31 protein-coding genes, 1 tRNA gene and 1 pseudogene are annotated in these 24,511 nt (G+C 62.2%); 13 read left to right on the top strand and 20 right to left on the bottom strand.

Annotated elements, in window-relative coordinates:
* Positions 1 to 20 precede the first annotated feature (20 nt).
* From waaC to waaA, 3 genes are read left to right on the top strand one after another with little or no spacing between them, the layout of a single operon-like run.
* Positions 21 to 1,019: a lipopolysaccharide heptosyltransferase I gene (gene waaC, locus B0O95_RS03805; RefSeq protein ID WP_104076709.1), complete on the top strand. Its 999-nt coding sequence runs from the start codon at positions 21 to 23 to the stop codon at positions 1,017 to 1,019.
* 10 nt (positions 1,020 to 1,029) lie between these two features.
* On the top strand, positions 1,030 to 1,914 hold the full coding sequence (locus B0O95_RS03800) for a Kdo hydroxylase family protein (protein WP_104076708.1): 885 nt from the start codon (positions 1,030 to 1,032) through the stop codon (positions 1,912 to 1,914).
* Positions 1,915 to 1,932: 18 nt separating this feature from the next.
* Positions 1,933 to 3,267 (top strand): lipid IV(A) 3-deoxy-D-manno-octulosonic acid transferase, encoded by a 1,335-nt coding sequence (gene waaA, locus B0O95_RS03795; RefSeq protein ID WP_104076707.1) that lies wholly within the window; start codon positions 1,933 to 1,935, stop codon positions 3,265 to 3,267.
* Here waaA and B0O95_RS15335 read toward each other — a convergent pair.
* On the bottom strand, positions 3,239 to 3,439 hold the full coding sequence (locus tag B0O95_RS15335) for an urease accessory protein UreG (protein WP_146063977.1): 201 nt from the start codon (positions 3,437 to 3,439) through the stop codon (positions 3,239 to 3,241). The two genes, waaA and B0O95_RS15335, sit on opposite strands and share 29 nt — an antisense overlap.
* A gap of 478 nt (positions 3,440 to 3,917) precedes the next feature.
* Between B0O95_RS15335 and B0O95_RS15330 the strand changes: the two genes are divergently transcribed.
* Positions 3,918 to 4,991 (top strand): hypothetical protein, encoded by a 1,074-nt coding sequence (locus B0O95_RS15330; protein WP_146063976.1) that lies wholly within the window; start codon positions 3,918 to 3,920, stop codon positions 4,989 to 4,991.
* 121 nt (positions 4,992 to 5,112) lie between these two features.
* On the opposite strand, the gene B0O95_RS03785 is transcribed toward B0O95_RS15330, so the two are convergent.
* Together B0O95_RS03785 and B0O95_RS03780 are read right to left on the bottom strand one after the other, a co-directional pair.
* The gene (locus tag B0O95_RS03785; protein ID WP_104076705.1) at positions 5,113 to 5,436 is read right to left on the bottom strand and encodes a rhodanese-like domain-containing protein; all 324 of its coding nucleotides are present in this window, start codon (positions 5,434 to 5,436) and stop codon (positions 5,113 to 5,115) included.
* A gap of 3 nt (positions 5,437 to 5,439) precedes the next feature.
* Complete coding sequence (locus B0O95_RS03780; protein ID WP_104076704.1) at positions 5,440 to 6,093, bottom strand: protein-L-isoaspartate O-methyltransferase family protein; 654 nt, start codon at positions 6,091 to 6,093, stop codon at positions 5,440 to 5,442.
* 204 nt (positions 6,094 to 6,297) lie between these two features.
* On the opposite strand from B0O95_RS03780, the gene B0O95_RS03775 reads away from it, so the two are divergent.
* The 5 genes and pseudogenes from B0O95_RS03775 to B0O95_RS03755 all read left to right on the top strand — a co-directional run bounded on the left by B0O95_RS03775 (position 6,298) and on the right by B0O95_RS03755 (position 8,654).
* Complete coding sequence (locus tag B0O95_RS03775) at positions 6,298 to 6,558, top strand: YkgJ family cysteine cluster protein (protein ID WP_104076703.1); 261 nt, start codon at positions 6,298 to 6,300, stop codon at positions 6,556 to 6,558.
* Between the two features lie 66 nt (positions 6,559 to 6,624).
* Positions 6,625 to 6,837, top strand: a complete 213-nt coding sequence (locus B0O95_RS03770; RefSeq protein WP_233203091.1) for a metalloregulator ArsR/SmtB family transcription factor — start codon at positions 6,625 to 6,627, stop codon at positions 6,835 to 6,837.
* A pseudogene (locus B0O95_RS03765) lies at positions 6,818 to 7,163 on the top strand (DUF6691 family protein); the annotation flags it as partial. The gene B0O95_RS03770 and the pseudogene B0O95_RS03765, both read left to right, overlap by 20 nt.
* A complete protein-coding gene (locus B0O95_RS03760; protein WP_104076701.1) occupies positions 7,156 to 7,758 on the top strand; it encodes a DUF1439 domain-containing protein in 603 nt (200 codons plus the stop codon). The pseudogene B0O95_RS03765 and the gene B0O95_RS03760, both read left to right, overlap by 8 nt.
* 53 nt (positions 7,759 to 7,811) lie before the next feature.
* Positions 7,812 to 8,654 carry an undecaprenyl-diphosphate phosphatase gene (locus B0O95_RS03755; protein WP_104076700.1) on the top strand — a complete coding sequence of 281 codons (843 nt, stop codon included), beginning with the start codon at positions 7,812 to 7,814 and terminating at the stop codon, positions 8,652 to 8,654.
* 10 nt (positions 8,655 to 8,664) lie between these two features.
* Here the strand turns inward: B0O95_RS03755 and trmB are convergent, their stop codons facing one another.
* From trmB to B0O95_RS03735, 4 genes are all read right to left on the bottom strand, one after another.
* A complete protein-coding gene (gene trmB, locus B0O95_RS03750) occupies positions 8,665 to 9,453 on the bottom strand; it encodes a tRNA (guanosine(46)-N7)-methyltransferase TrmB (RefSeq protein WP_104076860.1) in 789 nt (262 codons plus the stop codon).
* Positions 9,454 to 10,067: 614 nt separating this feature from the next.
* A tRNA-Gly gene (locus B0O95_RS03745) sits at positions 10,068 to 10,142 on the bottom strand.
* A 413-nt stretch (positions 10,143 to 10,555) separates the two neighbouring features.
* Positions 10,556 to 11,119: a YggT family protein gene (locus B0O95_RS03740; protein WP_104076699.1), complete on the bottom strand. Its 564-nt coding sequence runs from the start codon at positions 11,117 to 11,119 to the stop codon at positions 10,556 to 10,558.
* Between the two features lie 57 nt (positions 11,120 to 11,176).
* Positions 11,177 to 12,136 carry a Rossmann-like and DUF2520 domain-containing protein gene (locus B0O95_RS03735; protein ID WP_104076698.1) on the bottom strand — a complete coding sequence of 320 codons (960 nt, stop codon included), beginning with the start codon at positions 12,134 to 12,136 and terminating at the stop codon, positions 11,177 to 11,179.
* A gap of 246 nt (positions 12,137 to 12,382) precedes the next feature.
* On the opposite strand from B0O95_RS03735, the gene B0O95_RS16025 reads away from it, so the two are divergent.
* Together B0O95_RS16025 and B0O95_RS03730 are read left to right on the top strand one after the other, a co-directional pair.
* Positions 12,383 to 12,544, top strand: a complete 162-nt coding sequence (locus B0O95_RS16025) for a hypothetical protein (protein ID WP_199180425.1) — start codon at positions 12,383 to 12,385, stop codon at positions 12,542 to 12,544.
* An 802-nt stretch (positions 12,545 to 13,346) separates the two neighbouring features.
* Positions 13,347 to 13,646, top strand: a complete 300-nt coding sequence (locus tag B0O95_RS03730) for a hypothetical protein (RefSeq protein WP_104076697.1) — start codon at positions 13,347 to 13,349, stop codon at positions 13,644 to 13,646.
* Between the two features lie 66 nt (positions 13,647 to 13,712).
* Here B0O95_RS03730 and B0O95_RS03725 read toward each other — a convergent pair whose 3' ends face one another.
* On the bottom strand, positions 13,713 to 15,287 hold the full coding sequence (locus tag B0O95_RS03725) for a UbiD family decarboxylase (protein WP_104076696.1): 1,575 nt from the start codon (positions 15,285 to 15,287) through the stop codon (positions 13,713 to 13,715).
* A 560-nt stretch (positions 15,288 to 15,847) separates the two neighbouring features.
* Between B0O95_RS03725 and B0O95_RS03720 the strand changes: the two genes are divergently transcribed.
* Positions 15,848 to 17,014: a transglycosylase SLT domain-containing protein gene (locus B0O95_RS03720; protein WP_104076695.1), complete on the top strand. Its 1,167-nt coding sequence runs from the start codon at positions 15,848 to 15,850 to the stop codon at positions 17,012 to 17,014.
* A gap of 57 nt (positions 17,015 to 17,071) precedes the next feature.
* On the opposite strand, the gene B0O95_RS03715 is transcribed toward B0O95_RS03720, so the two are convergent.
* The 11 genes from B0O95_RS03715 to B0O95_RS03665 form a co-directional block, all read right to left on the bottom strand.
* On the bottom strand, positions 17,072 to 18,301 hold the full coding sequence (locus B0O95_RS03715) for a pyridoxal phosphate-dependent aminotransferase (protein WP_199180424.1): 1,230 nt from the start codon (positions 18,299 to 18,301) through the stop codon (positions 17,072 to 17,074).
* Between the two features lie 32 nt (positions 18,302 to 18,333).
* Positions 18,334 to 18,768: a transcription antitermination factor NusB gene (gene nusB / locus B0O95_RS03710; protein ID WP_104076694.1), complete on the bottom strand. Its 435-nt coding sequence runs from the start codon at positions 18,766 to 18,768 to the stop codon at positions 18,334 to 18,336.
* Positions 18,765 to 19,292 carry a 6,7-dimethyl-8-ribityllumazine synthase gene (ribH, locus tag B0O95_RS03705; protein ID WP_104076858.1) on the bottom strand — a complete coding sequence of 176 codons (528 nt, stop codon included), beginning with the start codon at positions 19,290 to 19,292 and terminating at the stop codon, positions 18,765 to 18,767. Before ribH ends, nusB begins: the two co-directional genes overlap by 4 nt.
* Positions 19,293 to 19,376: 84 nt before the next feature.
* Complete coding sequence (gene ribBA, locus B0O95_RS03700) at positions 19,377 to 20,528, bottom strand: bifunctional 3,4-dihydroxy-2-butanone-4-phosphate synthase/GTP cyclohydrolase II (RefSeq protein ID WP_104076693.1); 1,152 nt, start codon at positions 20,526 to 20,528, stop codon at positions 19,377 to 19,379.
* 144 nt (positions 20,529 to 20,672) lie between these two features.
* Entirely contained in the window at positions 20,673 to 20,918 is a 246-nt protein-coding gene (locus tag B0O95_RS03695; RefSeq protein WP_104076692.1) for a hypothetical protein, read from the bottom strand.
* Positions 20,915 to 21,442 (bottom strand): SLOG cluster 4 domain-containing protein, encoded by a 528-nt coding sequence (locus tag B0O95_RS03690; RefSeq protein WP_158249443.1) that lies wholly within the window; start codon positions 21,440 to 21,442, stop codon positions 20,915 to 20,917. The genes B0O95_RS03695 and B0O95_RS03690 overlap by 4 nt, the downstream gene beginning before the upstream one ends.
* Positions 21,436 to 21,624, bottom strand: coding sequence for a flavin reductase family protein (locus tag B0O95_RS17120; RefSeq protein WP_104076691.1), 189 nt, complete (start codon positions 21,622 to 21,624; stop codon positions 21,436 to 21,438). The genes B0O95_RS03690 and B0O95_RS17120 overlap by 7 nt, the downstream gene beginning before the upstream one ends.
* 132 nt (positions 21,625 to 21,756) lie before the next feature.
* A complete protein-coding gene (locus B0O95_RS03680; RefSeq protein ID WP_104076690.1) occupies positions 21,757 to 22,071 on the bottom strand; it encodes a CcdB family protein in 315 nt (104 codons plus the stop codon).
* On the bottom strand, positions 22,071 to 22,316 hold the full coding sequence (locus B0O95_RS03675; RefSeq protein WP_104076857.1) for a type II toxin-antitoxin system CcdA family antitoxin: 246 nt from the start codon (positions 22,314 to 22,316) through the stop codon (positions 22,071 to 22,073). The genes B0O95_RS03680 and B0O95_RS03675 overlap by 1 nt, the downstream gene beginning before the upstream one ends.
* Positions 22,317 to 22,503: 187 nt before the next feature.
* Complete coding sequence (locus tag B0O95_RS03670) at positions 22,504 to 23,025, bottom strand: hypothetical protein (RefSeq protein ID WP_104076689.1); 522 nt, start codon at positions 23,023 to 23,025, stop codon at positions 22,504 to 22,506.
* 3 nt (positions 23,026 to 23,028) lie between these two features.
* Positions 23,029 to 23,376 (bottom strand): hypothetical protein, encoded by a 348-nt coding sequence (locus tag B0O95_RS03665; RefSeq protein WP_104076688.1) that lies wholly within the window; start codon positions 23,374 to 23,376, stop codon positions 23,029 to 23,031.
* Between the two features lie 268 nt (positions 23,377 to 23,644).
* Between B0O95_RS03665 and B0O95_RS15325 the strand changes: the two genes are divergently transcribed.
* On the top strand, positions 23,645 to 23,824 hold the full coding sequence (locus B0O95_RS15325; RefSeq protein WP_146063975.1) for a hypothetical protein: 180 nt from the start codon (positions 23,645 to 23,647) through the stop codon (positions 23,822 to 23,824).
* A 38-nt stretch (positions 23,825 to 23,862) separates the two neighbouring features.
* On the opposite strand, the gene B0O95_RS03660 is transcribed toward B0O95_RS15325, so the two are convergent.
* On the bottom strand, positions 23,863 to 24,498 hold the full coding sequence (locus B0O95_RS03660) for a riboflavin synthase (RefSeq protein WP_104076687.1): 636 nt from the start codon (positions 24,496 to 24,498) through the stop codon (positions 23,863 to 23,865).
* Positions 24,499 to 24,511: the final 13 nt, after the last annotated feature.

Here is a 24,511-nt window from a genome sequence, read left to right as displayed (position 1 = left end):
CCCGTAGCTTATTGATCCGTGTGCAAAAGATCCTGATCGTTCGGCTGTCGTCGCTGGGCGACGTCGTTCACAACATGCCGGTGGTCGCCGATATCCGGCGGCGCCATCCCGATGCGGTCATCGACTGGCTGGTCGAAGAGAATTTCGTCGAGCTTGTCAAACTTGTCCAAGGCGTGCGTCGCGCCATCCCATTCTCTCTGCGTCGCTGGCGCAAGCGGCCGCTATCGGCAGCGACGTGGCGTGAAGTACGGCAATTCAGGCGCACATTGGCCGCTGAGCAGTACGACGTGGTGATCGATTGCCAGGGACTGGTCAAGAGCGCATGGGTCGCGAGCTGGGCGCGCGGTGATCTCGTCGGATTGGGCAATCGCACCGACGGAGCCGGCTATGAGTGGCCGGTACGCTGGTTCTATCGCACGTGTGTGCCGATCCAACCGCGTACGCACGTCGTTGAACGCTCCCGGCAATTGGTCGCGCGCTCGCTCGGTGATCCGCCGCCGCGAGCCGATGGACAGGACATCGATTTCGGCATTGATCGGCGCCGCGCGGCGCTCGAACTGGCGCGCACGGGGCTGAACTTGCCGGTGCCGTACGTGGTGTTCGTACATGCGACCTCGCGCGAGGACAAGCAATGGCCGCAGCGCTGCTGGATCGAGTTAGGCCAGGCGCTCATTCGCCGCGGCGCATCGATTGTGCTGCCCTGGGGTAGCGACGTCGAGCGTGCGACCAGCGAACGGCTCGCGCAGCAATTCGGTGCCGCCGCGCTCGTGCCGCCGCGCCTGTCGCTGCCGGCGGTCACGGGGTTGATTGATGGCGCGGCGGCGACTGTCGGCGTTGACACCGGCCTGGTCCATATCGCCGCGGCGCTCAAGCGCCCAACGATCGAGTTGTACAATTTCGCGACGGCATGGCGCACCGGCGGCTATTGGTCGCCGGCCATCATCAACCTGGGGACGGCGGGCGCCTCGCCAGGCCTTGCTGACGTCAAGCGTGCGCTGGCCGGCTTCGGATTGCTGTAGCGATATTTTCATGAGCGAATCACAAATCATCGAGGTCCAGGCCGCCGATTGGCACGGGCAACATCTGTCGGTGCCACGCGAGACACTGCTGGCCGCGGTGGAGTCCGGCAAAGTGCTGTATTTCCCCCACTTGCGCTTTGTGATCGAAGGGGGCGAACAAGCCCTGCTGGATCCGGCGATCGCCGACCCCAAGCGCAAGAATATCAGCCTGGAACCCAATGGCGGCGCGTTGCACGGCGTGTCGGGCGATGCGCTCACGCAGTCGGCCGTGCGTGCGCTGGTGTCGCGTTACCAACTCAATGCACGCGAACTGGTCGATGGACTATTTCCGGAATATACGGGCAAGCTCCGTGTCGCGCCTACCAGCCTGCGGTTGCATCGTGTCGAAACACGTAAGACGTCATGGCGCAAGGACGACAGCCGGTTGCACGTGGACGCGTTTCCATCGCGGCCGAACTATGGCGAGCGAATCCTGCGCGTGTTCACGAACGTCAATCCGCGCGGTGAACCGCGTGTGTGGCGGGTCGGCGAGCCGTTCGAGGACGTGGCGCGCCGGTTTTTGCCTCATATCCCGAAACCGGTGCCTGGGGCTGCATGGCTGTTGAAGCTGCTGCACGTGACCAAGACGCGGCGCAGCGAGTACGACCATCTGATGCTGCACCTTCATGACGCGATGAAGGCCGACCTGGACTACCAGCGCAACGCGCCGCAGCAGACGGTGCCGTTTCCGCCGGGCAGCATCTGGGTGTGCTTTTCTGACCAGACGTCGCATGCTGTGATGTCTGGCCAATTCATGCTCGAGCAGACCTTCTTCCTGCCGGTGCGCTCAATGGTGCAGCCGCAGCGCGCGCCGCTGGGCATTCTGGAGCGTCTCGCGGGCCACGCGCTCATCTGACCCGTTGGCCGACGATCGATGCTAAGGATCCTGTATTGCGCACTTTGGCACATCGTGGCACCGCTGGCCGTCGTGCGCCTGGTGGCACGCTCGCGGCGCGAGCGCGGCTACATCGAGCACATTGGCGAACGGTTCGGCCATGCGGCGGGCCGTGCGGCTCACGACGACGCCCCGCTGGTTTGGATCCATGCGGTGTCGCTCGGTGAGACGCGTGCCGCTCAACCGCTGGTGCAGGCGCTGCTCGACGAGCGTCCCGACGTGCGGGTGCTGCTCACGCACATGACGCCGAGCGGACGGGCGACCGGCGAACAACTGTTCGGCTCGCGCGTGCTGCGCTGCTATTTGCCCTATGACATGTGCGGCCCGGTCCGGCGGTTCCTTCGCGCATGGCGTCCCACGCTGGGCATCGTGATGGAAACCGAGGTGTGGCCGACGCTGATCGACGAGTGTCGCCATGCGGGCGTGCCGCTGGTGCTGACCAACGCGCGAATGTCGGAGCGCTCATACCGGCGCGCCTCGCGTTTTGGCGCGGCGGTGCGCCAGGTATTCGGCGGCTTTACGCGCGTGCTGGCGCAGAGCCCTGCCGATGCGCAGCGCCTGAGCGCGCTTGGCGCGCGTGACGTCGCGGTGCTCGGCAATCTGAAATTCGATATGGAGGCCCCGGCCGAGTTGGCCGAGCGCGGCCGCGCTTGGCATGCGGCAATCGGCCGGCGGCCGGTGTGGGTGGCGGGCAGCACGCGCGAGGGCGAAGAGGCGCTCGTGTTGGACGCATATCGCCAGCTCGGCGTTGCCGATGCGCTGCTGGTGCTGGTGCCTCGCCATCCCCAGCGCTTCAATGAGGTTGCGACGCTGGTCGAGCGCGCCGGCCTCAAACTGGCGCGCCGCTCGCAGTGGGCCGGTGCATCGGTCACACCGGGCTCGCGCGAGGCGGCCTCCATCGAGCCGCTGCCAGCCGACGTGCAAGTACTGCTCGGCGATTCGATGGGCGAGATGCGCGCCTACTACGCGGCGGCGGACGTGGCCTTCATCGGCGGAAGCTTGCTGCCACTCGGTGGCCAGAACCTTATCGAGGCCTGCGCCGTCGGCGTGCCGGTCGTGGTCGGCCCACATACGTTTAATTTTGCACAGGCAAGCGCCGACGCGATCGCGGCCGGCGCTGCACTGCGGGTGCGGGATCCGGCCACGTTGGCGCAGGCCGTGCGCACGGTGCTGACCGATCGCGCGCGCCGCGTGACGATGGGCGCCGCTGGGGCCGCGTTCGCGGCGCGTCACCGTGGCGCAACCCGTCGCACGATCGATGCGCTGGAGGCGCTGCTGCCGCCCGTCAAACCGCGAACAGGCTGTTCTTCTTGATAAAGGGGGAACCTCGTTCAGTCCGCTGTGCTCGTTCAGTTTCGTTATCGCGAATGTTGCGGGAGCCCAATGTCATCGCGTCGAGCGATACGCTAGCCATCGGCGCGAGATCCGCCTTGTCGATGATTCGCAGGTCGGACTTCGTGATGGCAGGGGCCGACAGATCGCTCAACTCCTGCGCGATCCTGTGTTGGTAAAGCGCAGCGTCAGTTGTACATCACAATGATGGGCGATGGTCCGATACGCATTTGCAGTCTACGTCAATGTACGTTAAAGCAGGTAGCCTGTCGCTTCATCAAAATGACGCTTAAGTTTCCTAATTGGCGATGTTGCAACGGTGCTTGTTTACATTGCCATGCTGTCATGCGACGAGCAATGTAGTCTTATCGCAGCGTGCCGGCCAAGCGCAACGAATGTTACCGGAGAAGCGTTGGCAAAAATTATATCGAATGTGGCGGATATAAAAATGAGTGCACGTCTCCATATCTGCTGGCTGCGCTCGTTATATGAAGGATTCGTGTTGTTCTCGTCAACTCAGTGTAGTGCGAGTATGGTGCAATAGTGCAAGCCAATTCGCTGCACGGCGGATTTCTTCCAACGCTCGATGGAAGTCATACAGCGTGACGGCGTGGTGCGCCGAGGAGGTCTTTATGACAGCCGATTTGAAGATGACCGGTTGTTTCACACCCCTTTTATCCTTTATCAAAAAAGCAGGGAAAAGCGGCAAAGGTTGTAAGCCGGAGAAACCGAGCATTGGTGCCAGTACACCGGCCGCTAGCGGTAGGCTGAATGGTCTGGCGACGTTAGGGCAACTATGCCTTACTAGGCCAGAAACCTCACGGATGGACGGCTATACTGTACTTTCAAAACATGAGGGTAACAACGAAGACGGCGTACAGATTAAGCAAGGTAGACCAGTAGCATGGGGCTTTAATGTGACACCAGCACCTCGTAGCATCCGTGCCACGTCGTCATCGAGTAAGACGAATGCGGGCTCAACGGTAACATTGACGTCGCGCTCTGCCACTTCGGCGCAGCGCGGGCGGGTGGGGAGCCATGGTTCGTCTACCGAAGTAGAAGACAACAAGACTTCATTATCGAATGGCGACAAGGCTAATGCGACGCGAATGCAGAACTGGACTGCGGGCACATGGAAGAAACTGGAGCGTTCGAGTTCAATGGTTTCATTGCGAAAGCGGCTGCCCCGGCTAACTCGCTCCAAATCTGATCCCCTACCTCTTTCACACGCCGAACTACGAAAGCAGATGGATCTTCAATACCGTCAGTTGCTCAGCAAGTCGCCGGAAGAACTAAAGGACGTCAAAGACGTACAGGCAGCCATTCCAGGGATGGTGTGCTCTATGAAATGGGCGGAAAGCACAAATGCCCCAACACTGCCTGTTATCGCCGTTATATGTACGGCCTATAAAAAGGTTTGTGTGACAAACGGCGGCCCCGCTGCAGTCGACAGATGGAAGAAAGGCGTCGAGGCATTTGAAAAAGACGTGGCTGATGTTGGAAAGTGGGCACCGTTCAGGGACCAGTACGACCGATACGTAGCGGCACTAACTGAAAGAATTGCCGGACAAAGTCATCATGTAACGGAGGCGACCGGGAACATCGTCACGCGTTTCCCCCAGCGCGAAGTCGATACCGTCGTGGACATTGACCCGCGCGTACACCGGTACCTCTTCGCGGTGAACGGTTGGGGTGTTCCGAAATAGCCCTGCCCCGCAGACCATCATCGTGCCAGACAATGAATGCAGGAGGCCAACTTGATCGGCCTGTTCTCCTGCACGGCCGGCCACAGCTTACGATTGTCGATGCGAGTGTGCTGGCGGTAGTTCAGTACGTCGGCACCGACGGATCGACTTGCCGCGACCACGCATCGATACCGCCTTGCAGGTTATAGATGTGCTTGAAGCCTCGCGCCTCGAGGAACATGCCCACGTTCGCGCTGCGGGCGCCATGATGGCAGATGCAGACAATCTGCGCGTCGTCATCAAGCTCTTCGCTGCGCGCCGGAATGTCCTTCATCGGGATATGCACGATACCGTCGAGCCGGGCTGTCGATACCTCCCACGGTTCGCGCACGTCGAGCAACACGGGCGCGGCACGAGAGGAGTCGGCAAGCCAGGCGGCGAGGTCAGAAGCAGTGAGATTCTGCATTGCTTAGAACTTGAAGTGAGGTGGCTCGACCGCGTTGGTGAGGGGAGCGACGAACGTCTCGAAGATGTCGGCGATCCGGTATTGCTTGTCGTTGACACGGGTGATGATCTGTGCGCGCATGACCGGCGCTACGCCGACGAATGCCGCCAGCCGGCCGCCGATCTTCAATTGCTCTAGCATTGCTTGCGGTAGCATCGGCAGCCCGCCCGATACGCAGATGACGTCATACGGCCCTTGTGCGGGCCAGCCGCGGGAACCGTCGCCGGTTTCAACTTGTGCATTGGTCACGTCGTTCGCCGCCAGATTGGCCCGAGCCAGCTCCGTCAGCTCTGGAACAATGTCTAGTGTCAGCACCGAGCGCGCGCGATGCGCGAGCAGCGCCGCCATGTAGCCGGAGCCGGTACCGATCTCCAGCACCACCTCGTGCTTTTTCACGGCCAGCTCCTGCAGCACCCGCGCCTCGATCTTCGGCAACAGCATGTGCTGGCCCGCCGGCAGCGGCACCTCAAGGTCGGCGAACGCAATGTTGCGATAAGCAGCAGGCACGAAATGCTCGCGCTTGACGATCGCCAGCAGGTTCAACACGTCCTGGTCCAGCACCTCCCAAGGGCGGATTTGCTGTTCGATCATGTTAAAGCGTGCTTGCTCGATGTTCATGGTGTCTTGACGGTTCGAATCGACGAAGGTAAGCGTTTTAGAATTATACTCGACCCTCTGATGGCGTTGCCGGTTCCCGCGTCGCAGGCCCCTATGGCAGGCTTGATCTCGCAGGTCCCTGTGACAAGCCTGGTGTCATAGGCCGCGCGTGCGGTACCGCTCCAGCGCGTCGGCTGCGCAGCCGATCGTCCATTGCCGGATCCCATGAACTGCCGTCCCAATTGCGGTGCCTGTTGCATCGCGCCATCCATTTCCAGTCCGATTCCCGGCATGCCGGGCGGTAAGCCCGCGGGCGTGGCTTGTGTCCAGCTGGATGCGGACATGCGTTGCCGGATTTTTGGTACACCTGACCGGCCGCGGTGCTGCGGCGGCCTGCAGGCGTCCGAGGAAATGTGCGGACGCTCCCGCGCCCATGCGCTGCATTGGCTGACGCAGATCGAGCAACTGACCGTCCCCGCGGCGTAACGGGGGCGTTGCGCCAGCGCATCGTTGAATGCGGCACCCGAGCCGTAGTGGAGCGTTCAGCGGCGTGTGCGAAACGCGTGTCAACAGTATATGCTGATGTGCCGGTTGCCTCAGAGGGAATTGTCGGTTGGCGCGCTGCAAGCGGAGTTGGGCATCCGACAGCCGACGCTTTCGCAGCAGCTGGGTATGCTGTGGGACAACAGGCTGGTGGCGACCCGCCGCGAAGGCAAGAACATTTTCTATTTGGTGGCGAGCCCGCGCGCGATCATGGCCGTGTGATATGAGCAGCGTGATGGCGGTCGCGGTTGCCGTGAGCGCGCCCGCCTTCCAAGCGGCGTGCTTGCTCGTTGCTCGAGTCGTCCCTGTAGTTGCCGGCAAGCCACGCGGTGACGCCGCGGCTGGTGCTGGGCAGTGCCGCGTTCGGCATCGGCTGGCGCTTGACGGGTTTCTGTCCGGGGCCTGCGCTTGTGACGCTCGGTGCCGGCTATCCGAAGGCGACGGGTTTCGTGGCGGCGATGATGGCCAGCATGGCAGTCTTCGAGATTATCTCGCGGCGATATTCGGGTGGTTGCGTGCGAGCCGAAAGAGGAGCATGGCATGATTGAAACGGTGGCCCGCGCACTGGTGCGGGCAGCGGTCGCGCTGTCGTTGATCGCGGCGCTTGGCGTGGTGGTGACGATGGCCGTGGCGCCCGGTGTCGCGCACGCCGGAATTTTCCCGTTCGTACCTGATCATTACACGTTTTCTCAGCGGCAGGCGCAGCGTGCGATCGAACGCAAGTTTCCGTATCAGCGCAGCGTTGGACCATTACTGGACCTGACGCTGGCCAGTCCTGTCGTCGCATTGCGCGCGGACGCCAACCGCGTCGTGGTCACGGTCGACGCGCACTTGGCCAGTCCGTTGCTGGGGCATCCGGTGAATAGTGTCGTGAGCTTGTCCAGCGAACTGGCGTACGATGCGCCTAGCCGCTCGGTCGTGCTGCGCAATCCGAATGTTGAGCAGATCGACGTCGGCGGCGATGCGGCACCGTACGCGCAACAAATCCATGCTGCTGCATCGATTGCCGTGGCCCAGTTGCTGGCTGACTACCCGGTCTACACGTTCAAGCCTGAACAACTGCAATTTGCCGGACAGCAATATGAACCCGGTACAATTACAATTCTTTCCGATGGCATACGCGTGCAGATCGTCGAGAAGTAGGGGCGTCGCGCGCCGCCGCCCCGGCTCAGGTTGCTTCTTCAAAGGACGATGGGATGGATCTGCTGCTGTTGCTTAAGGCGCTGGTGCTTGGCCTGGTGGAAGGCTTGACGGAATTCCTTCCTGTATCCAGTACAGGACATTTGATTCTGATAGGAGAATTAATCGATTTCACCGGCGACGGCAGCAAGGTCTTCGACGTTGCGATCCAGTTCGGCGCCATCCTTGCGGTATGCTGGGAATATCGCGAGCGTATTGGCCAAGTCGTGCGGGGCCTGGCCACCGAGCCGCCAGCCCGGCGTTTTGCGCTCAACGTGATCGTCGCCTGTCTTCCCGCGGTCGTGATGGGGCTGCTGTTTGAGAAGCCTATCAAGGCGCTGCTGTTTTCGCCGGTGCCGGTGGCGGTCGCGCTGATCGTCGGCGGCATCATCCTGCTGTGGGTGGAGGCGGCGCATCGCCGTCGCGATGGCGCCGCGTATGTTGCCCGTGTGCAATCGATCGATGAGTTGACCGTCGTCGATGCACTGAAAGTCGGGCTTGCGCAATGCTTCGCACTGATCCCCGGCACGTCACGCTCGGGCGCGACGATCGTGGGAGGACTGCTCACCGGCCTGGAGCGGCGTGTCGCGACCGAGTTTTCGTTCTTCCTCGCCATCCCGTTGATTCTCGGCGCCACTGTGTATGAGCTGGTCAAGGCGCGCGACGCGCTGAGCGTATCGGACATTGGTCCGTTCACGGTCGGCTTCGTGACCGCGTTCGTCAGCGCATTCGCGTGCGTGCGCTGGCTGTTACGCTACATTGCGACGCATGACTTTACTGTGTTTGCGTGGTATCGGATTGGCTTTGGACTGCTGGTGTTGGTCGCTAGCTATCTGGCGGGCGTCACGTTCAGCCACTGACCCGCGGTGTTCAACGCTTCGTGAATAGCAGATCCCATACGCCGTGGCCAAGCCGTAGCCCGCGTCGCTCGAATTTTGTCACTGGACGATAATCGGGGCGCGGCGCATAGCCGCTTGCCTCGTCCGACGCATTGGTGAGCGCCGGTTCCGCGCGCAGTACGTCAAGCATCTGCTCCGCGTAGTTCTGCCAGTCTGTCGCCAGATGCAAATAGCCGCCGGCGCGCAGCCGCGATGCGAGCAGCTTGACGAATGGCGGCTGGATTAGCCGGCGCTTGTGGTGACGCGCCTTGTGCCATGGGTCGGGGAAGAAGATGTGTACGCCATCCACGCTATCCTCGGCCAGCATATGCTCGATGACCTCGACCGCGTCGTGCTGAATCACGCGGATATTGTTTACTTGTCTTTCCCCGATCAGCTTCAGCAACGCCCCGACGCCGGGCTCGTGAACCTCAATGCCGAGAAAGTCGTCGCCTGGCCGCTGTGCGGCGATATCGGCGGTTGTCGTGCCCATGCCAAAGCCGATCTCGAGCACGCGCGGCGCATTACGACCAAAGGTCGCCTCCCAGTCGAGCGGCACGCCGGTATAGGGCAGCTTAAATCGCGGACCCAGTTCGTCCAGCGCCCGTTGCTGGGCGTTGGATAAACGTCCCGCTCGAGTCACGAAGCTGCGGATGCGGCGCAGCGGCGGGGTTGTAGCGGCGGCGGGTGTCGCGCCGTGGTCGCTGTCCGCTTGGGCTTCAGTGTCGGCGCGTTTGTCCGCGGCCGCGTCGTTGTGGCGATCGGAAGGGTCGTGAGTCATCGTGCAGCGTTTGCGGCAGGCCGTCCGGCGCGGCACGTGCGTCGTCGGGTCGGCATGCGGCTGATAAGCAAAAAGCCGTTCGTATATTGAACGGCTTTCGGTGTCTTCGAGTGGGCGATGCGGTATGAACGCATGGTCCCGGTCATTCCGACGAAAGTACAAATTCCGCGAAGAGCGTGGATTGTGGCCTGGTTTGGCTATCCCGTCAACCGGACAGTTCTTGTCCGCGACACCGGCGGGCGCGATGCGTGCGCCTGGCGTTTCGGCGCGCGGTCGGGGTGGCAACGCTGGCCGACAGCCTTAATCCATATAGGCACAAGCCGATGGTGCACGAATGAACCCGCTGGCGTTCACCATGCTGCAATCGGTTTGCGGCGCGGCGGACAAGGTTATGTGGCTCGTGTCGCGCAAAGCGCTCGAGCATGTGCCCGTCGAGCGCAAGACGACGGTGCTTCATTTGCCGACCGCTCCAACCCGATACCGCTGGTCACCCTGGTCGGCAACAAAGCTCTGGTGCGAGCGATCAAGAGGGAGGAGGGGGCAGGAGCTGGAAAGCGGCTTCGCCGAAGCGGTAGGTGTCTGCCTTATGGCAGGGTGGGCGGCGTACTGGGAGGTGGAGCGGGCGATGGGAATCGAACCCACGTCTCCAGCTTGGGAAGCTGGGGTAATAGCCATTATACGACGCCCGCAGAACGCATGATTCTACAAGGTTTTCTGCGGTTTAGGGAGAGGGGTGGCGTAGCTGTGTCGTGAGCACATGAATTGTCCGGGTCGGTAGAGTGGCATGTCCCCGCTTTAGGGCTGTGGTACGGAGGCCCGAGCTGTACCAATGCAACTACACCGGCTGGAACGTACGGCATGTCATAGCCAGTACCGGCGGTGAGCACGGCGGCACGCGTGGGCCCTGTACTAGCCTCACGGTCAATCGCATACAGGCTTTCTAAATGCTCGATTCGGTTTCAAGAGTACTGACGTCATTCGCTATGTCGGTCGTGGTGCGTCAGCCGTGGCGCGAACGCTGAACGTCGATGCGCAATAGAGGCCGCGACGCGTCTAGTTCCACGGAGGAGCCACCCGCGTGCGCGTGTATCGCCCATCATGCTCAAAATCCGAACATCGTCACCGACACGGTGATGCGTGTGACGATCATCAATAATACCTCGACGATCACGAGCAGCACCAACGGCGACAGGTCGATGCCGCCGAGCGTTGGCACCACGCGGCGCAGCGGGTTCAGCAACGGCGCGGTCAATTGCAGCAGGATCGCCATCGCCGGGGAGCGCGGGTTGACCCACGAGAGCAGCGCCATGATCAGCGTCAGCCAGATCGTCAGGTTCAACGCCCACTTGACCATCGTCAACAGCGCGATGACGAATCCAGCGGGCAACAGCGAGGCTGGGTCACCACCGGAGACGGCCACCATCAGGATAATGAACACGATCGCGGTGAGCCAGGCGGCGAACAGGCTCGTCCAGTCGATGCCACGCGCGGCCGGAATGACCCGGCGCAACGGCAGCACGAGCCAGTTGGTTGCCTGGAAGATGCCTTGCGACACCGGGTTGTACGGCGTGAGCCTGACCACGTGCAACCACGCGCGTAGCAGCAGCGCGGCACCGAACAACGTGAAAATCGTATTGAGCAGAAAGCGGGCAATATCCCCGAACATCTTGTTTTCCCTTCGAGTGGCGCAGCCGACGAGTTGTAAGGTACCGGACGCGACGTGTCAAGGGCGCAGTGGCACGCGGCCGGATCGCTGCGCCGCGCTATCGTCGGGCGCCGGTGTGTCCATGCCACGCTGCAGCGCTGCTTCGACAGTGGCTTCGATCGCGTCGAGCCCGGTCGGTGCCGGCGAGCGTCGGCGCGCCAGCGCGGCCACTCTGCGCGTGAGCATTGCATAGAGCGCCATGTGATCTTCGCCCAATGCGGCTAAGGTGTCGAGCTGGCTGCGGATTACTGAAACGTCGCCGCGCGACACTGGCCCAGCGATCGCGCCGGACAGGCCCTTGTCGCGCACCGATTGCAGGGTGCGCTCGAGCATGGGCAGCAATGCGGCCAGTGCGGCGTCCTCGTCCAATCCAATATGTTTCCAAAGTGTGACGTTTTCGTACAGCGACGCCACCGCGAAGCTTGCCGCGTAGCTTGCCGCGCCGTGATAGAGCATTCGCGCACCGGACGGGATCGACAGTGGTACGCAGTCCAGGGCGCCGACGAGCGTGCGCAGCGCGGCGTCCAGCGGCGCCGGAGCTTCGATCGTGATAGAGCAGCCCGCCAGCCGGTCCACGTCGGCCGCCTGTCCGGTGAACAGGTATAGCGGATGGAAGCCGCCCGTCAAGACGCCCTGGGCTCGGGCCGGCTCGAGTAAGTCGACGCTGGATGCGCCGCTACAGTGCACGAGCGCGCACGAGTCGGCCCGCTCGGGGGAATAGCATAGCTGGGTGGCCACCGCGCCGATCACATCATCTGGCACCGTCACGAAGACCAGCGTCGCGGCCTCGATAACATGTTGCAGATCTGAGACGATTTGGCACTGTCCTGCCCGCTCGGCAAGTTGCCTGGACGATTCTTTTGAGCGGCTCGCGACCGCGGCAATCCGGTAGCCGCGTCGGTGCCACGCCGCTGCAAGGGTTTGGGCGAGCCGTCCGGCGCCGATGAAGCCAATGCTCGGATGAAGCGGAAAAGGCATGATTCATGCTTAAGTAACGAGGACGGTGTCCATGATAGACCAGTTGTGTATTGCTTCGCGTCAAGCGTTATAGCGACGCATTTGTTGCGTCCTCCGTTGTCGGTTGTGTGTTGAATATTGCGATGCAGGGCGTTTGTCAAGGGAAGAGTCGTGTGCCGCAGGTGGCGGGCGGCTGCGGGTGAGCAGCGTCGCGGTCCGTTATCGGCCACAACTCAATCAAAAATACCTGACCAGGAGATTTGCGCCATGAGCCTCTTTTCGTATCGGAAACACCTGCGGTTCCTCAATGCGGCTCAACGCCGCTTGTGGTGGGAGCAAAGGATGCGCTTGACGCCGCGTGTGCGGATCAGCGGTCTGTACGTGCCGCCGAACGTGAGTCGCGAGTTTGCGTATGTAAAGGTGGGTTGACGGTGCGGCACCCAGAGCCGGCGTGCGGTGGGTACGCGGCGAGCACCGCTCGCGGATCGACGGCTTGAGACTCGCGCGGGACATGTCGCCGATGTAATGGACACGCGCGCGCGGGTTCATCGTGTGGACTACAGCGGTGGCGCATAAGCAAGCAGAATCATCCTAGCATAGCGGGACGGCAACTGCGGCACCTCACCGAAGTGGCGCAGCGTAACGGTCAATGCGCTGAGCAGCTACCCATAGCGCTTGTAGTCGGTCCAGCCCTGTGACGTCTGCCGACGCTGTGGTCCTGGCGCTTGCATTGTCCGTTCTTTGTCAGGTTTTCTCCGAGTTTTCCAACGTCATAGGGGGAGACCCGGCCCACGCCACGCTGCCGCGCTCGAACCATACTCTATGCGGGTGCGTCAAACCACTGCCACTGCCATCGGCCGTCCCGCTACGGAGCCGGGCTGTGCTGCCGTGATAACACAATTAACGCGACGCGGCTCCGTCACGCGGTAACGTGCGGGCCCGGCATGGTTTAGTGACTTTGTAAATAAACTTTACCGACGCACGGCACCAGGTCAGCAAATGTTGTGCAGCGAACGCGGCGTGTCGGTCCCGCACTGTCCACCCCACGTGCTGGCCGGTGCTCGCGCCTGGTCTTCGATGACGGCGAGACTTGTGGCAAGAAGAACGCGGTTCCTGTCGCGCCAGTGTCCCCATTGCATTTTGCAACAATTGGGCCCGGTCGTCCGCGTGCATTTTCGGTACATTGCAAGGGTGGTGCCGTAATAGGCGGCATTGTGTTCAGGAGAAAGTAGTGAAAAAGATCATCCCGATCCTAGTCGGCGCCGTCACGCTGTTGGCAGGGGTGGGCGCCGCGCAAGCGCATATATCGATCGGCGTGGGGATCGGGATTCCCGGCCTGGTATACGCCACTCCGGTCTATACGCCGCCGCCAGTCGTCTATGCGCCGCCTCCACCGCCGGTGGTCTACGCGCCGCCGCCGCCGGTGGTCTACACGCCGCCGCCCGCGGTCGTTGTGGGCGGCTACGGCGGCTATTACCGGCCGTGGTATCCGCATCCTCATTGGCACGGCGGTTATTATCGGCGCTGGTAGCGGGCGGCAAGCCTGCGCCGTTGTGGTGAGGGTAGGTTGTCGCATGCACGCCCGCTGGCGCCATCGCTACCCCAGGCCGATCTCCGTCCATAGCGCATCGACGCGCCGCTTGACGGCTGCGTCCATCACGATCGGCCGGCCCCATTCGCGCGAGGTCTCGCCGGGCCACTTGTTCGTCGCGTCGATGCCCATCTTGGAGCCGAGCCCGGCCACTGGCGACGCAAAGTCGAGATAGTCGATCGGCGTATTGTCGACCAGCACCGTATCGCGGCTCGGATCCACGCGTGTCGTCAAGGCCCAAATCACATCTTTCCAGTTGCGCACATTCACGTCGTCGTCCACCACGACGATGAACTTCGTATACATGAATTGCCGCAAGAAGCTCCAGACGCCGAACATCACGCGCTTGGCGTGGCCGGCGTAGCTTTTCTTCATCTGCACGATGGCCATCCGGTAGCTGCATCCTTCCGGCGGCAGGTAGAAGTCGGTGATCTCCGGAAACTGCTTTTGCAGCAGTGGCACGAATACCTCGTTCAGCGCGACGCCGAGCACGGCCGGTTCGTCTGGCGGCTTGCCCGTGTACGTCGAATGGTAGATCGCGTCGCGTCGCATCGTGATGCGCTCAACGGTGAACACCGGAAACCACTCCTGCTCGTTGTAATAGCCGGTGTGATCGCCATAGGGACCCTCCAGCGCATGTTCGTAGCGGCTGGCCGGTCCGGCCACGCGAGCGCGCGGCGACACGGGTCCCGATTGTGCCGGGACGTCCTGCGTTCCGTCTGCATCGGGATGGATGAACCCCTCCAGGATGATTTCCGCGCGGGCTGGCACCTGCAGATGCGCCAGTCCGGGCGTCAAGCAATTGGCCAGCTCGGTTTTGCCGCCGCGCAGCAAGCCGGCGAATTGATATTCGGACAATGTGTCGGGTACCGGCGTGACGGCGCCGAGGATCGTCGCCGGATCGGCGCCGAGCGCGACGGCGACCGGATAGGGCTGGCCAGGATGGGCCAGCGCGAACTCGCGAAAATCCAACGCGCCGCCGCGATGGGCGAGCCAGCGCATGATCAGCTTGTTGCGCTCGATCACTTGTTGCCGATAGATGCCCAGGTTCTGACGCGGCTTGTTCGGACCCCGCGTGACGGTGAGGCCCCAGGTGATCAGCGGCGCCGCGTCGTGCGGCCAGCAGGTTTGGATTGGCAGCCGTGCCAGGTCGACATCGCCACCCTCGATCACGATTTCCTGGCAAGGCGGCGCGCTGACCGTGCGGGGCGCCATGTCCCAGACGGCCTTGGCCAGCGAAAGCAGCCGTGTCGCATCCTTCAGGCCCTTCGGTGGCTCCGGCTCCTTCAGGGACGACAATAGGTGACCGATGTCGCGCAGCGACGTTAAAGCTGCGTCGTTGGCATTGGCATCGACGCCCATGCCGAGCGCGACGCGACGTGTCGTGCCAAACAGGTTGCCGAGCACGGGCATTGTGTGCCCGGCCGGATTCTCGAATAGCAGCGCAGGGCCGCCCGCATTGAGTACACGGTCGCATAGCTCGGTCATTTCGAGCACTGGCGAGACGGCGGCGTGAACCCTTCGCAGTTCTCCCAATGCTTCAAGCCGGCTCGCAAAGTCACGCAGGTCTTTGTATTTCATCACACTATACGAACGTCGCCGGCCATGCCGGGCATAGGGGGTACATTCTAGCTCGTGCGCGTGCGCGACACATTTGTTGCAGATCGGACTACCTGCCGCCTGGGCACGTGGTGTGCTTCTTGTCTATTGATCGTTCCTTTATAACTAACGGTATTGGTTTTTCGAACCCTTAGCATTGACGGTTTATAAAACCCTGCTAGAATCCGACCTCGTCAGTGGCGGGACTGCCTCGTAGTCCGCCATCCTGTTTGGCGCTTCGCGTCACGCCGACCCATCCCGCTAAGGGCGGCGCAAACTGGCATCGGCCGGCTCCAATACGTCGGCTTTTTGGTGCGGGTGGCCCGCGCGGCTTGATTTGACGCGCGCGCAACATGTGTCATAAGTCATGACGCCCCCGCCCCTGCAGATGGCGCCTCGCCGTCTCTTCCCGGCATCGTCCCGCGGCTAACCAACGCAGGCGACGCCTTAGCCTGTCGTGCACATCGACTGCGTGTTCGCACGGGTGTCGTCGTCGCTGCAAAGCACGGCGTGATCGGCCATGAACCATGGGAGTTTGAACTATGAATACTTGGTTAGGTTGGCGACCGAAGAGCGATGTCGTGCAAACGGTACGCGAACTGCTACGTCGCGGCACGCGGCTTTCTTCCACGCTGTTGAGCCTGGTTGGTGCGCTGGCGGTGCTCACGAGCCTGGCGTTGTGGTGGCAGCCGGCGTTGCGCGGCACCTTGGCCGCGAAGGTCATGCCGTTGATCGCGGATGCGGTGCGTAACGGCCCGGCGCGATTGCTGTCTGGCCAGCCGTTGCCGCCGTTCGCGCCGCACGCCGGAGCGGATGGTGATGCCGCGCCGCTGGGGATGACGCCCTTGTCCGCTACGCCCGGCAGCAATGGGTCCCTCGCGGCGACGTTCGATCTGGGATATGGCGACCTGCCCGGCGGGGCCGGCCTGAATCCGACCACGCTCAAGGGGCTCGATCCGCGCACACTGCCGTCGGTCGGCGCATTGGCCCGGCTTATCCCGTCCGAGCGTGTTGCCTCCGATGCGCGCGACGATCGCGTGCTGGTGTCGGCGCGTGAGCAAGCGCTGGTCGCCACATACCTTGCGCGGCGCTATCGCGTCGCGCAGGAGCCGATTGGTCAGTTGGTCAAGGCGGCGTTCAACACCGGCCGGGAGGTCGGGCTCGACCCGCTGCTATTGCTAGCGGTGATGGCGATCGAATCAGGCTTCAACCCGTATGCGGAAAGTGGCGTTGGCGCCAAGGGCCTGATGCAGGTGATGTCCAGGGTTCATTCCGACAAGTTCGATTACTTCGGGGGACAGAACGCTGCGTTGCAGCCGCTGGCCAACATCAAGGTCGGTGCCTTGGTGCTCAAGGACTGCATCGCCCGTGGCGGCTCCGTGGCGGGCGGCTTGCGGCGTTATGTCGGCTCGACATCGCCGAACGACGGTGGCTATGGTGCGAAGGTGCTGGCCGAGCGCGCGCGGCTGCGGGAGATCGCCCGCGGACGCAAGGTGCCGGTTAACGCACCGCAATCGCCTGCGCCAATACTCGCATCGACGACGCCGCAGACCAATGCATCGACGCAACGGATGCAGGCCACGCTGGGCGCTGAACATCGGGTGATCGCGCAGAAGGCGCCTGCCGGTGTCGATACGCATGCGCAGGACGAAGCTGACGCCAGTACCGCGTCAAGCCATACCGAGCAGTTGGCCGAAGTCGGCGCTTGATCGGTGGCGGCCGCCGCATCGCTGGGGGGAAGAGGCGGCGGCAGCGCCTAGTCACGGTCACGACGCGTGAAACAATGTGTGCAGCCGAGCGATAGCCTGTTGCAGCCGCTCGTAAGATGTCGCGTATGAAATTCGCAGGTAGTCGTGCGGCGCATGCATGCCGAAGTCCAGGCCTGGCACCATGCTGACCTTCGCTTCTTGAAGCATCACGGACGCGAGCGCCGCGCTGTCCGATGCAGCCTGGTGCGCGATGCCGTGGCAGTTCGCATAGATGTAGAACGCGCCATCCGGCAGGACCGGTATGCCGAAACCCAATTCGCGCAATGCCGGTACCAGGAAGTCGCGCCGTCGCTTGAACTCGAGCCGCCGTTGCTCGTAGATCTCGAGTGAGGCGGGCTCGAAGCATGCGAGCGCCGCGTGCTGCGCGAGCGCGGACGCGCAGATGAATAGGTTCTGCGCAAGCTTCTCGAAGGCCGGCACCCAGTGCGGCGGCACCACGAGCCAGCCTAGGCGCCAGCCCGTCATGCTGAAGTACTTCGAAAAACTGTTCACGGTCACGACATGATCGTGTGCGCCGTGCAGTGACAGCGCCGAGACGGGCGTCGCATCATAGGTCAGACCCTGATAGATTTCGTCGACGATCGCGAAACCGGCGCGGGCGCGGACCGTATCAACAATGCGTTGCAGCTCACCCGCGTCGATCGATGTGCCGGTGGGGTTCGACGGTGACGCGAGCAACACGCCGCGTGTGTTCGCCCCCCAATGCTGCTGCACGTGCGCCGCGCTCAACTGAAAGCGTTGTGTCGCGTCGCTCGGCACTAGAACTGCCCGGCCCTCGAAGGCGGTGACGAAGTGACGGTTGCACGGGTAGGTCGGATCCGGCATCAGCACCTCGTCGTCGCGATCCACGAGCGCCGCGCAAGCGAGCAACAACGCCGCGGAGGCGCCGGCCGTCACGACGATGCGTGCCGGCTCGACATCGATGCCGTACATACGCTGGTAATGCATCGCAATGGCATCGCGCAATGGCGCGATGCCCAGCGCCGGCGTGTATTGCGTGAGGCCTCGGCGCAGTGCCGAGGCCGCCGCATTGACGACGGCCGCAGGAGCCGTGAAATCGGGCTCGCCGATGCTCATGTGGATCACGTCATGGCCTGCCTGCTCGAGGCGGGTGGCCTGCTTGACGAATTCCATGACATGGAATGGCGCGATCTGGCCGATGCGTGAAGCGAGCCGACCGGCCCGGGCGGTGTCGAACGGGTCCGGCATCCAATCAGTGTCGGTCATGCAGAATTCCTGGCAGACGCGGCAGCGCGTGTTTAACCGCGAGTCTTAACTTCAGCAGCGCGCATGGTCACCGCAAGCTTGTCGAGGACGCCGTTCACATACTTGTAGCCGTCGGCACCGCCAAATGTCTTAGCCAACTCTACGGCCTCGTTGATCACGACCCGGTACGGGATCTCGAGATGATGCTGGAATTCGTATGCCGCGATCAGCAGCACCGCCCGTTCGACCGGCGATAGCTGGTCGATCGGGCGATCCAGGAACGGCATGAGCGCTTCAGTCAGCGTCGCCGACTGCTTGATCACGCCATGCAGCAGCGCATCGAAATGGTCGCGGTCCGCTTTGTCAAAGCCGGGTTGCTCGCGCATGGCGGCGTCGATCTCGCCCGGCGCCGCGCCCGACAGCAGCCACTGATACAAACCTTGCGTGGCCAACTCGCGCGAGCGGCGGCGAGCACTTCTCGTTGTCATGCCCGATCCTCGTCTGCTGCTTCGTCTTCCTCGTCCTCGTCTTCTTCGTCGTCATCTTGACCGAGTTGGTCGAGCGCGGACGATAGGTTCGCCATTTCCACCGCGACGCGTGCCGCATCGCGGCCTTTCTCGGTCATTCTGGCGATCGCCTGCTCGTCGTTTTCGGTGGTCAACACCGCGTTGGCGATCGGCACGCCGAAGTCCAGTGCAATCCGGCTGATGCCCGCACCGCTTTCGTTGGACACCAGCTCGAAGTGATAGGTTTCGCCGCGAATTACCGCGCCGAGCGCGATCAGCGCGTCGAATTGGCCGCTCTCGGCGAGCTTTTGCAGCGCGAGCGGAATTTCCAGTGCGCCGGGCACCGTGACGAGCAGCACGTCCTCGCCCGCGACGCCAAGGCGCTCGAGTTCCTCGACGCAGGCGTCGACCAGCCCGTTGCAGACCGGCTCATTGAAGCGGGATTGGACGATGCCGATGCGCAGTCCGTCACCATCGTGATTCGGTTGATATTGTCCGATTTCCATGAATGTTCCGTTGATGTGTTGGGCGAGGCGGGACGCCAGCCGCCGGGCCATGATCCAGAATAGGCAGATACCGCGCGCGTCGCCCTATTCGTGCGAACGCGGGCCGCTGCCCGCGAATTCGTGTGCATCTGCCGGCATGGGCTCGAAACCGGTTACCTCGAGGCCGTACCCCGACATGCTGCCCATCCTGCGCGGATTCGACAAGACCCGCATTTTGCCGACATGCAACTCATGCAGGATCTGCGCGCCGACACCGTACGTCTTGAAGTCGACCGGACGGCGCTTGAGTTCGGCTGCCTTGTCCTGCCGCTCGAATGCCTCGAATACATCCAGCAGCCGCTCGCCGGACTCGTGCACGTTCAGCAACACCACGACGCCGGTTTCCCGCTGGGCAATCTCGCGCAGCGCCGCATCCAATGTCCAGGAGTGTGTACTGACACCCGTTTCGATCAGGTCCAGGATCGACAGCGGTTCGTGTACTCGTACCAGCGTCTCGACCTCAGGTGAGGGTTGCCCGCGCACCAGCGCTAGATGCGGCGCGCCGCTCGGCTTGTCGTGGAACAGCACTGCATTGAATGGTCCGTGCGCGGTATGCATCGTGCGCTGCGCCACGCGTTCGATGATCGATTCGGTGCGACTGCGGTATTGGATCAGGTCTGCGATCGTGCCGACCTTCAACCCGTGCTGCGCGGCGAACTCGATAAGGTCGGGCAAGCGGGCCATCGTGCCATCGTCCTTAATCACCTCGCAAATCACCGATGCCGGCGTGAGCCCGGCCAGCGCCGTTAGGTCGCAACCGGCCTCAGTATGGCCGGCGCGCACCAGCACGCCACCGGGCTGCGCCATGATCGGAAACACGTGTCCAGGCTGCACGATATCCTCGGCTCGGGCGTCGCGTGCGACGGCCGCCTGGATCGTGCGTGCGCGGTCGGCAGCGGAAATGCCGGTGGTCACGCCTTCCGCGGCCTCGATGCTAACTGTGAACGCCGTGCCGTATTGCGTGCCGTTGCGCTGCGTCATCAGCGGCAGATTCAATGCGCGGCAGCGCTCCTGCGTCAGCGTCAGGCAGATCAGCCCGCGGCCATAGCGAGCCATGAAGTTGATCGCTTCCGGTGTGACGAAATCGGCGGCCAGCACCAAGTCGCCCTCATTCTCGCGGTCTTCTTCGTCGACGAGGATGACCATTCTGCCGGCCTTGAGTTCGGCAATGATCTCTTGCGTGGAAGCGAGTGTCATGGTGGACGATGGTGGCGCGATAGGAAAACCGCTATTTTACGTCAGCACCGCGTCAAGAGCCGATTTCTATGCCGGTTCCGCGCTGATTCTAGGCCGCTCGTGCGTCGGTATGGGGAGCGCAGTGCTTCGCGACGGTTGACCGCGTCACCGGGCGGTGGGACGCACGTTGCGCAGCGGGACGCAAATGACGATGAGGTCGCAGGCGCGGTCTCTTGTCGTTTTTTGATTGGCGCAACCTGCGCACGAGGTCGTCATGCTCGCGATGCCGGTGTGCACATTCGGCATCTCGCCGAGCCGGAACGGCGAGAAGGCGACGTGCACGCCATCGGGCTCCTCATGCCACTTGTAGTGGCGGTGCCCCGCGCGCGGATCGGCCCGCTTGCCGGTCATGCGAGCACGGAGGCGATGAAGCGGGCGACGCCGTCCACACAGGGCACACACTTATCGGTATAGCCGATCCGTGCAAATGCGCTGACGGGGCCGGCGCATACCAGCGGCTTGCGCCAGCGTCGCGCCAACGAGATTTCGTCAGCGGTGCCGTGGCCGCCCGGCAACGCGACGATGACGTCGCTGCTCAGCACGTTAATGTGGTTGCGACTGACGCGATTCGGCGGCGCCTCGGCGTCATGGCGGGGCAGTGGCGTGATGATCGGTAGATCGACAAACCGATTCGGATAGCCGTCCAGCGGCACGAAGCCGGCTACTGGATCAGCTCGTGTGGGCACGATTGCAATTGAGCGGCCCGTGCGTGAGCTGATACTGCAGAAGCCGCGTGCGACGCTGAGCATCACGCCCTGGCCGCCGCCGGTCAGCAGGTTGTAGCCGTTCTCGGCGATCCATCGGCCAAGCGGCTCGGCCAGTTCCGTCCAAGGCTCGGTCCCCGAGCCCATTACACCGATTGTCTTGGTCAGCATGAGGAGGCGACGACGTGATAATGACGATTGAAGTACACCAAGGCGTCAATTGGCGCTGGGCCGAGCCGCAGATCGACTACTTCGCCGACGATGGCACTATGCGTGCCATGCCGAGTAGCGTTCGCGATGCGGCAATCGAATGTGGCCAATGCGTCGTCGAGCACCGGCGCGCCAGCGTACATCGTGCGCCAGCGCGCGTGCGTAAAACGTTCGGCCGAGGGCGCCTATGCGCAGGCCTGTTAGCGCAACGCTTCGCAGCAGTAGCGGCGATGCGCGTCTTTAGCCAGACGTAGATAGACGCAACGCCAACGCGCTCACCACCCACCCAACAATCGGTCGAGTGCGGAGATGATTTCGCCGTGTCGATGTACCAACGAAGTAATGGGTTTTGTAAGCGCGCTGCGTGGGATCGCGGCGAGCGTTGGGGTATCGAGCATGCACTCAATCCCCTCGATGACGAACACGGGGATGAGATCAGGGGGGAGTGGTACCGAGGCGATCTGGTCTAACCGGCGTAGTGGGATGACTACGCGGGTTGCCAGTCCCGACAGATGATTTCCTTGGACCTCAACGACATATGGCGTACCCGGGTGTCCGCCGGGGTTGGAGAATACGTCGAAACGGGCCATCAGAACGTCCGGTACTGAGCGAGCGGCAGGCCGTCGCGCTCGACCATGTCGTTGTAAGCGCGGATAAAGTCCGCATATTTGATCGCCCACTGGCGATCCTTCTCCGCCTGTACTGCCTGCCGGATTGCCCGCTCACAAGTCTGCGAGAAGTTGATCCCGAGTTCCTTTGCGTCTTTGTAAACGTCCTCGGGCAGGCTGATGTTGGTAGCCCGGCGCGGGATGGCATCGGTTGCCGTATGCCGCATGCTTGCCCCTTTGATGTGGGAATTTATGCGCATTATAGCCCACAAAAAAGAGCCCATCCCTGGAGAGCCGGGGCGGGTACGATCATGGCAGTTTGACTGCGTGCGAGATGATGTTGTCGTTGATCTCAATTGGCCGGACGGCGGCGTAACGTCTGGTAGATGTTTCGCGTGCTTCTTTGGTCGCTGGTCATTCTGGCGGAAACCGAATCTGGGAGAACTGCCTCTCGGCGAGAACCGCGCGACGCTCGACCTCGACAGCCGAGTCAATCAAATTTTGTTGCTCGAGAAACAGCAGGAATGCGCGAGTAGAGACTTTGCGACAGTTATCTGGTAGCAGGAAACTGGCGCGCGCGATCTTGTGATCTTCAAACAGAAAGATGCCAGTTTGTTCGGCAGCAAGGCCGAACCCACTCATCGCTTCCTGTATGGCAAGTTCTCCGAGATTGGCTTTTCGGACAGGCGAAGCAATATTCGCCTGCATATATCGATGATAGATGTTCGTCTCGAGAACCGGGATGCTGTTATTGCGCGCCCATGTAACAATCCGTGTGCTGGTCGGCGTCTCGCTGCGCGTGACCTCATGCTGCATCATATCGACCAGTGCGACCGACCAGCCTGGCTTCAGAAGCAGATGGAGTGCATCGGCATAGGCGAGCGTAATCAGGGGGCCGGCATCAGGGAGCAGGGTGACGGTCGTGTTGCTCGCCATGGACTAACTGAGCAAGGCGTTGAGGTCATCCACCATGCGGCGCGTACTCGCCTCCGGCAGGCGCGGCATTGGCAGATGTGCCTGAGCCATCAGCAGAAACAGATCCTCGTCGCTCTCGATACCGAGTGCTTGCATCGCCTGGCGGTCGTCAATGCGACCGAGCGAGAAGTCGAGCAAGGTGCGGAAATTTTGGTTGCCGCGGGCTTCGGCCGCTTCGAACGTCTCCACTAGATAGCGAAGTTCGGCGTTGAAAAGCGCATTGACGGACGTGTCCGATTTTGCCGCGAGAACCTTGGCGCGCTTGAGCAGGTCGCGGTCAACCGCGCCCGTGAAGTTAACGGTTTCAGCCATGTTACCTCCATCGAGTTATAGTCATCATAACACATATTTATGTAGATCACATATTTAAGTGTTATGAGGCATGGAAGGTCTCGCGGATACGCAGAAGGTGCCCGTGGATCCTCTCGTGATTGAGGGGCGCGTCGCCTGTCATCGAAATCAAGCTCGGATTTTGCGTCGTGACGGCGAATTTCGCCCCTTTTCGCGTGCCTGACCAAAGTGATTTGGCCGTTAAGCCGTGATTCGACCTGATAAATTGACGATACTATTGAGCAGGCCAATGATTCCAACCACCGTCGCCATGGCAGCAAGCGGCTTTAAACTGGCGTTTCGGCGCGTGCAGCAGAGCGGCGACTTAGATTGCGCGTTTGCCGTCGTCGCGATGATCGTCAATACCGCTCTTGAGGAAGTGCGCCGCGTGGCCATCGAGCGGTTCGATTACCTCCCATGGCCGGTTTGACGCGACGCAGGCAGACAATAAGCTCTTGAAAAATCGGATTACTTCAATGATTTATAGCCGTCCTGAGACGCACTGAGCATCCGCTCCACATAGCGCGCAATCATATCGACTTCGAGATTGACCGCGTCGCCAATGCGCAGGTATCGCAGCGTGGTCATTTGTATCGTGTGCGGGATCACGTTGATCGAGAATTCGCACCCATCGTCCCGGTCTTGCACGGCATTGACTGTTAGGCTGACACCGTTGACCGTGATAGACCCCTTGTGCGCGAAGTACTTCGCGAGCGAAGACGGCGCGACGATGCACAATTCGTGCGATTCGCCCACCGGATCGAAGCGGCTGACCTGGCCAAGTCCATCGACATGTCCGCTGACCAGGTGGCCGCCCAGGCGTTCATGCGCACGCAGCGCTTTTTCGAGGTTCACTTCGCCGGGCTGTGCGAGCCCGGCAGTGCAGTTCAGCGTTTCCCGCGACACATCGACTTCGAACTGCGTCGATGTCTTGTCCACGACCGTCAAGCATGCGCCTTGCACTGCAATGCTGTCGCCCAACCCGACATCGGACAGATCGAGCGTGCCGGCGGCGATCGACAGGCGCACGCCGTCCTCGATGGACGCGCCCAGCGGGGTGACCGATTCAATGTGGCCGATCGTCGCGACGATGCCTGTGAACATACGAGAGAATTCC

This window comes from Mycetohabitans endofungorum (assembly GCF_002927045.1).
Lineage (GTDB): Bacteria > Pseudomonadota > Gammaproteobacteria > Burkholderiales > Burkholderiaceae > Mycetohabitans > Mycetohabitans endofungorum.
This window is presented reverse-complemented; position numbering and strand designations above follow the sequence as displayed.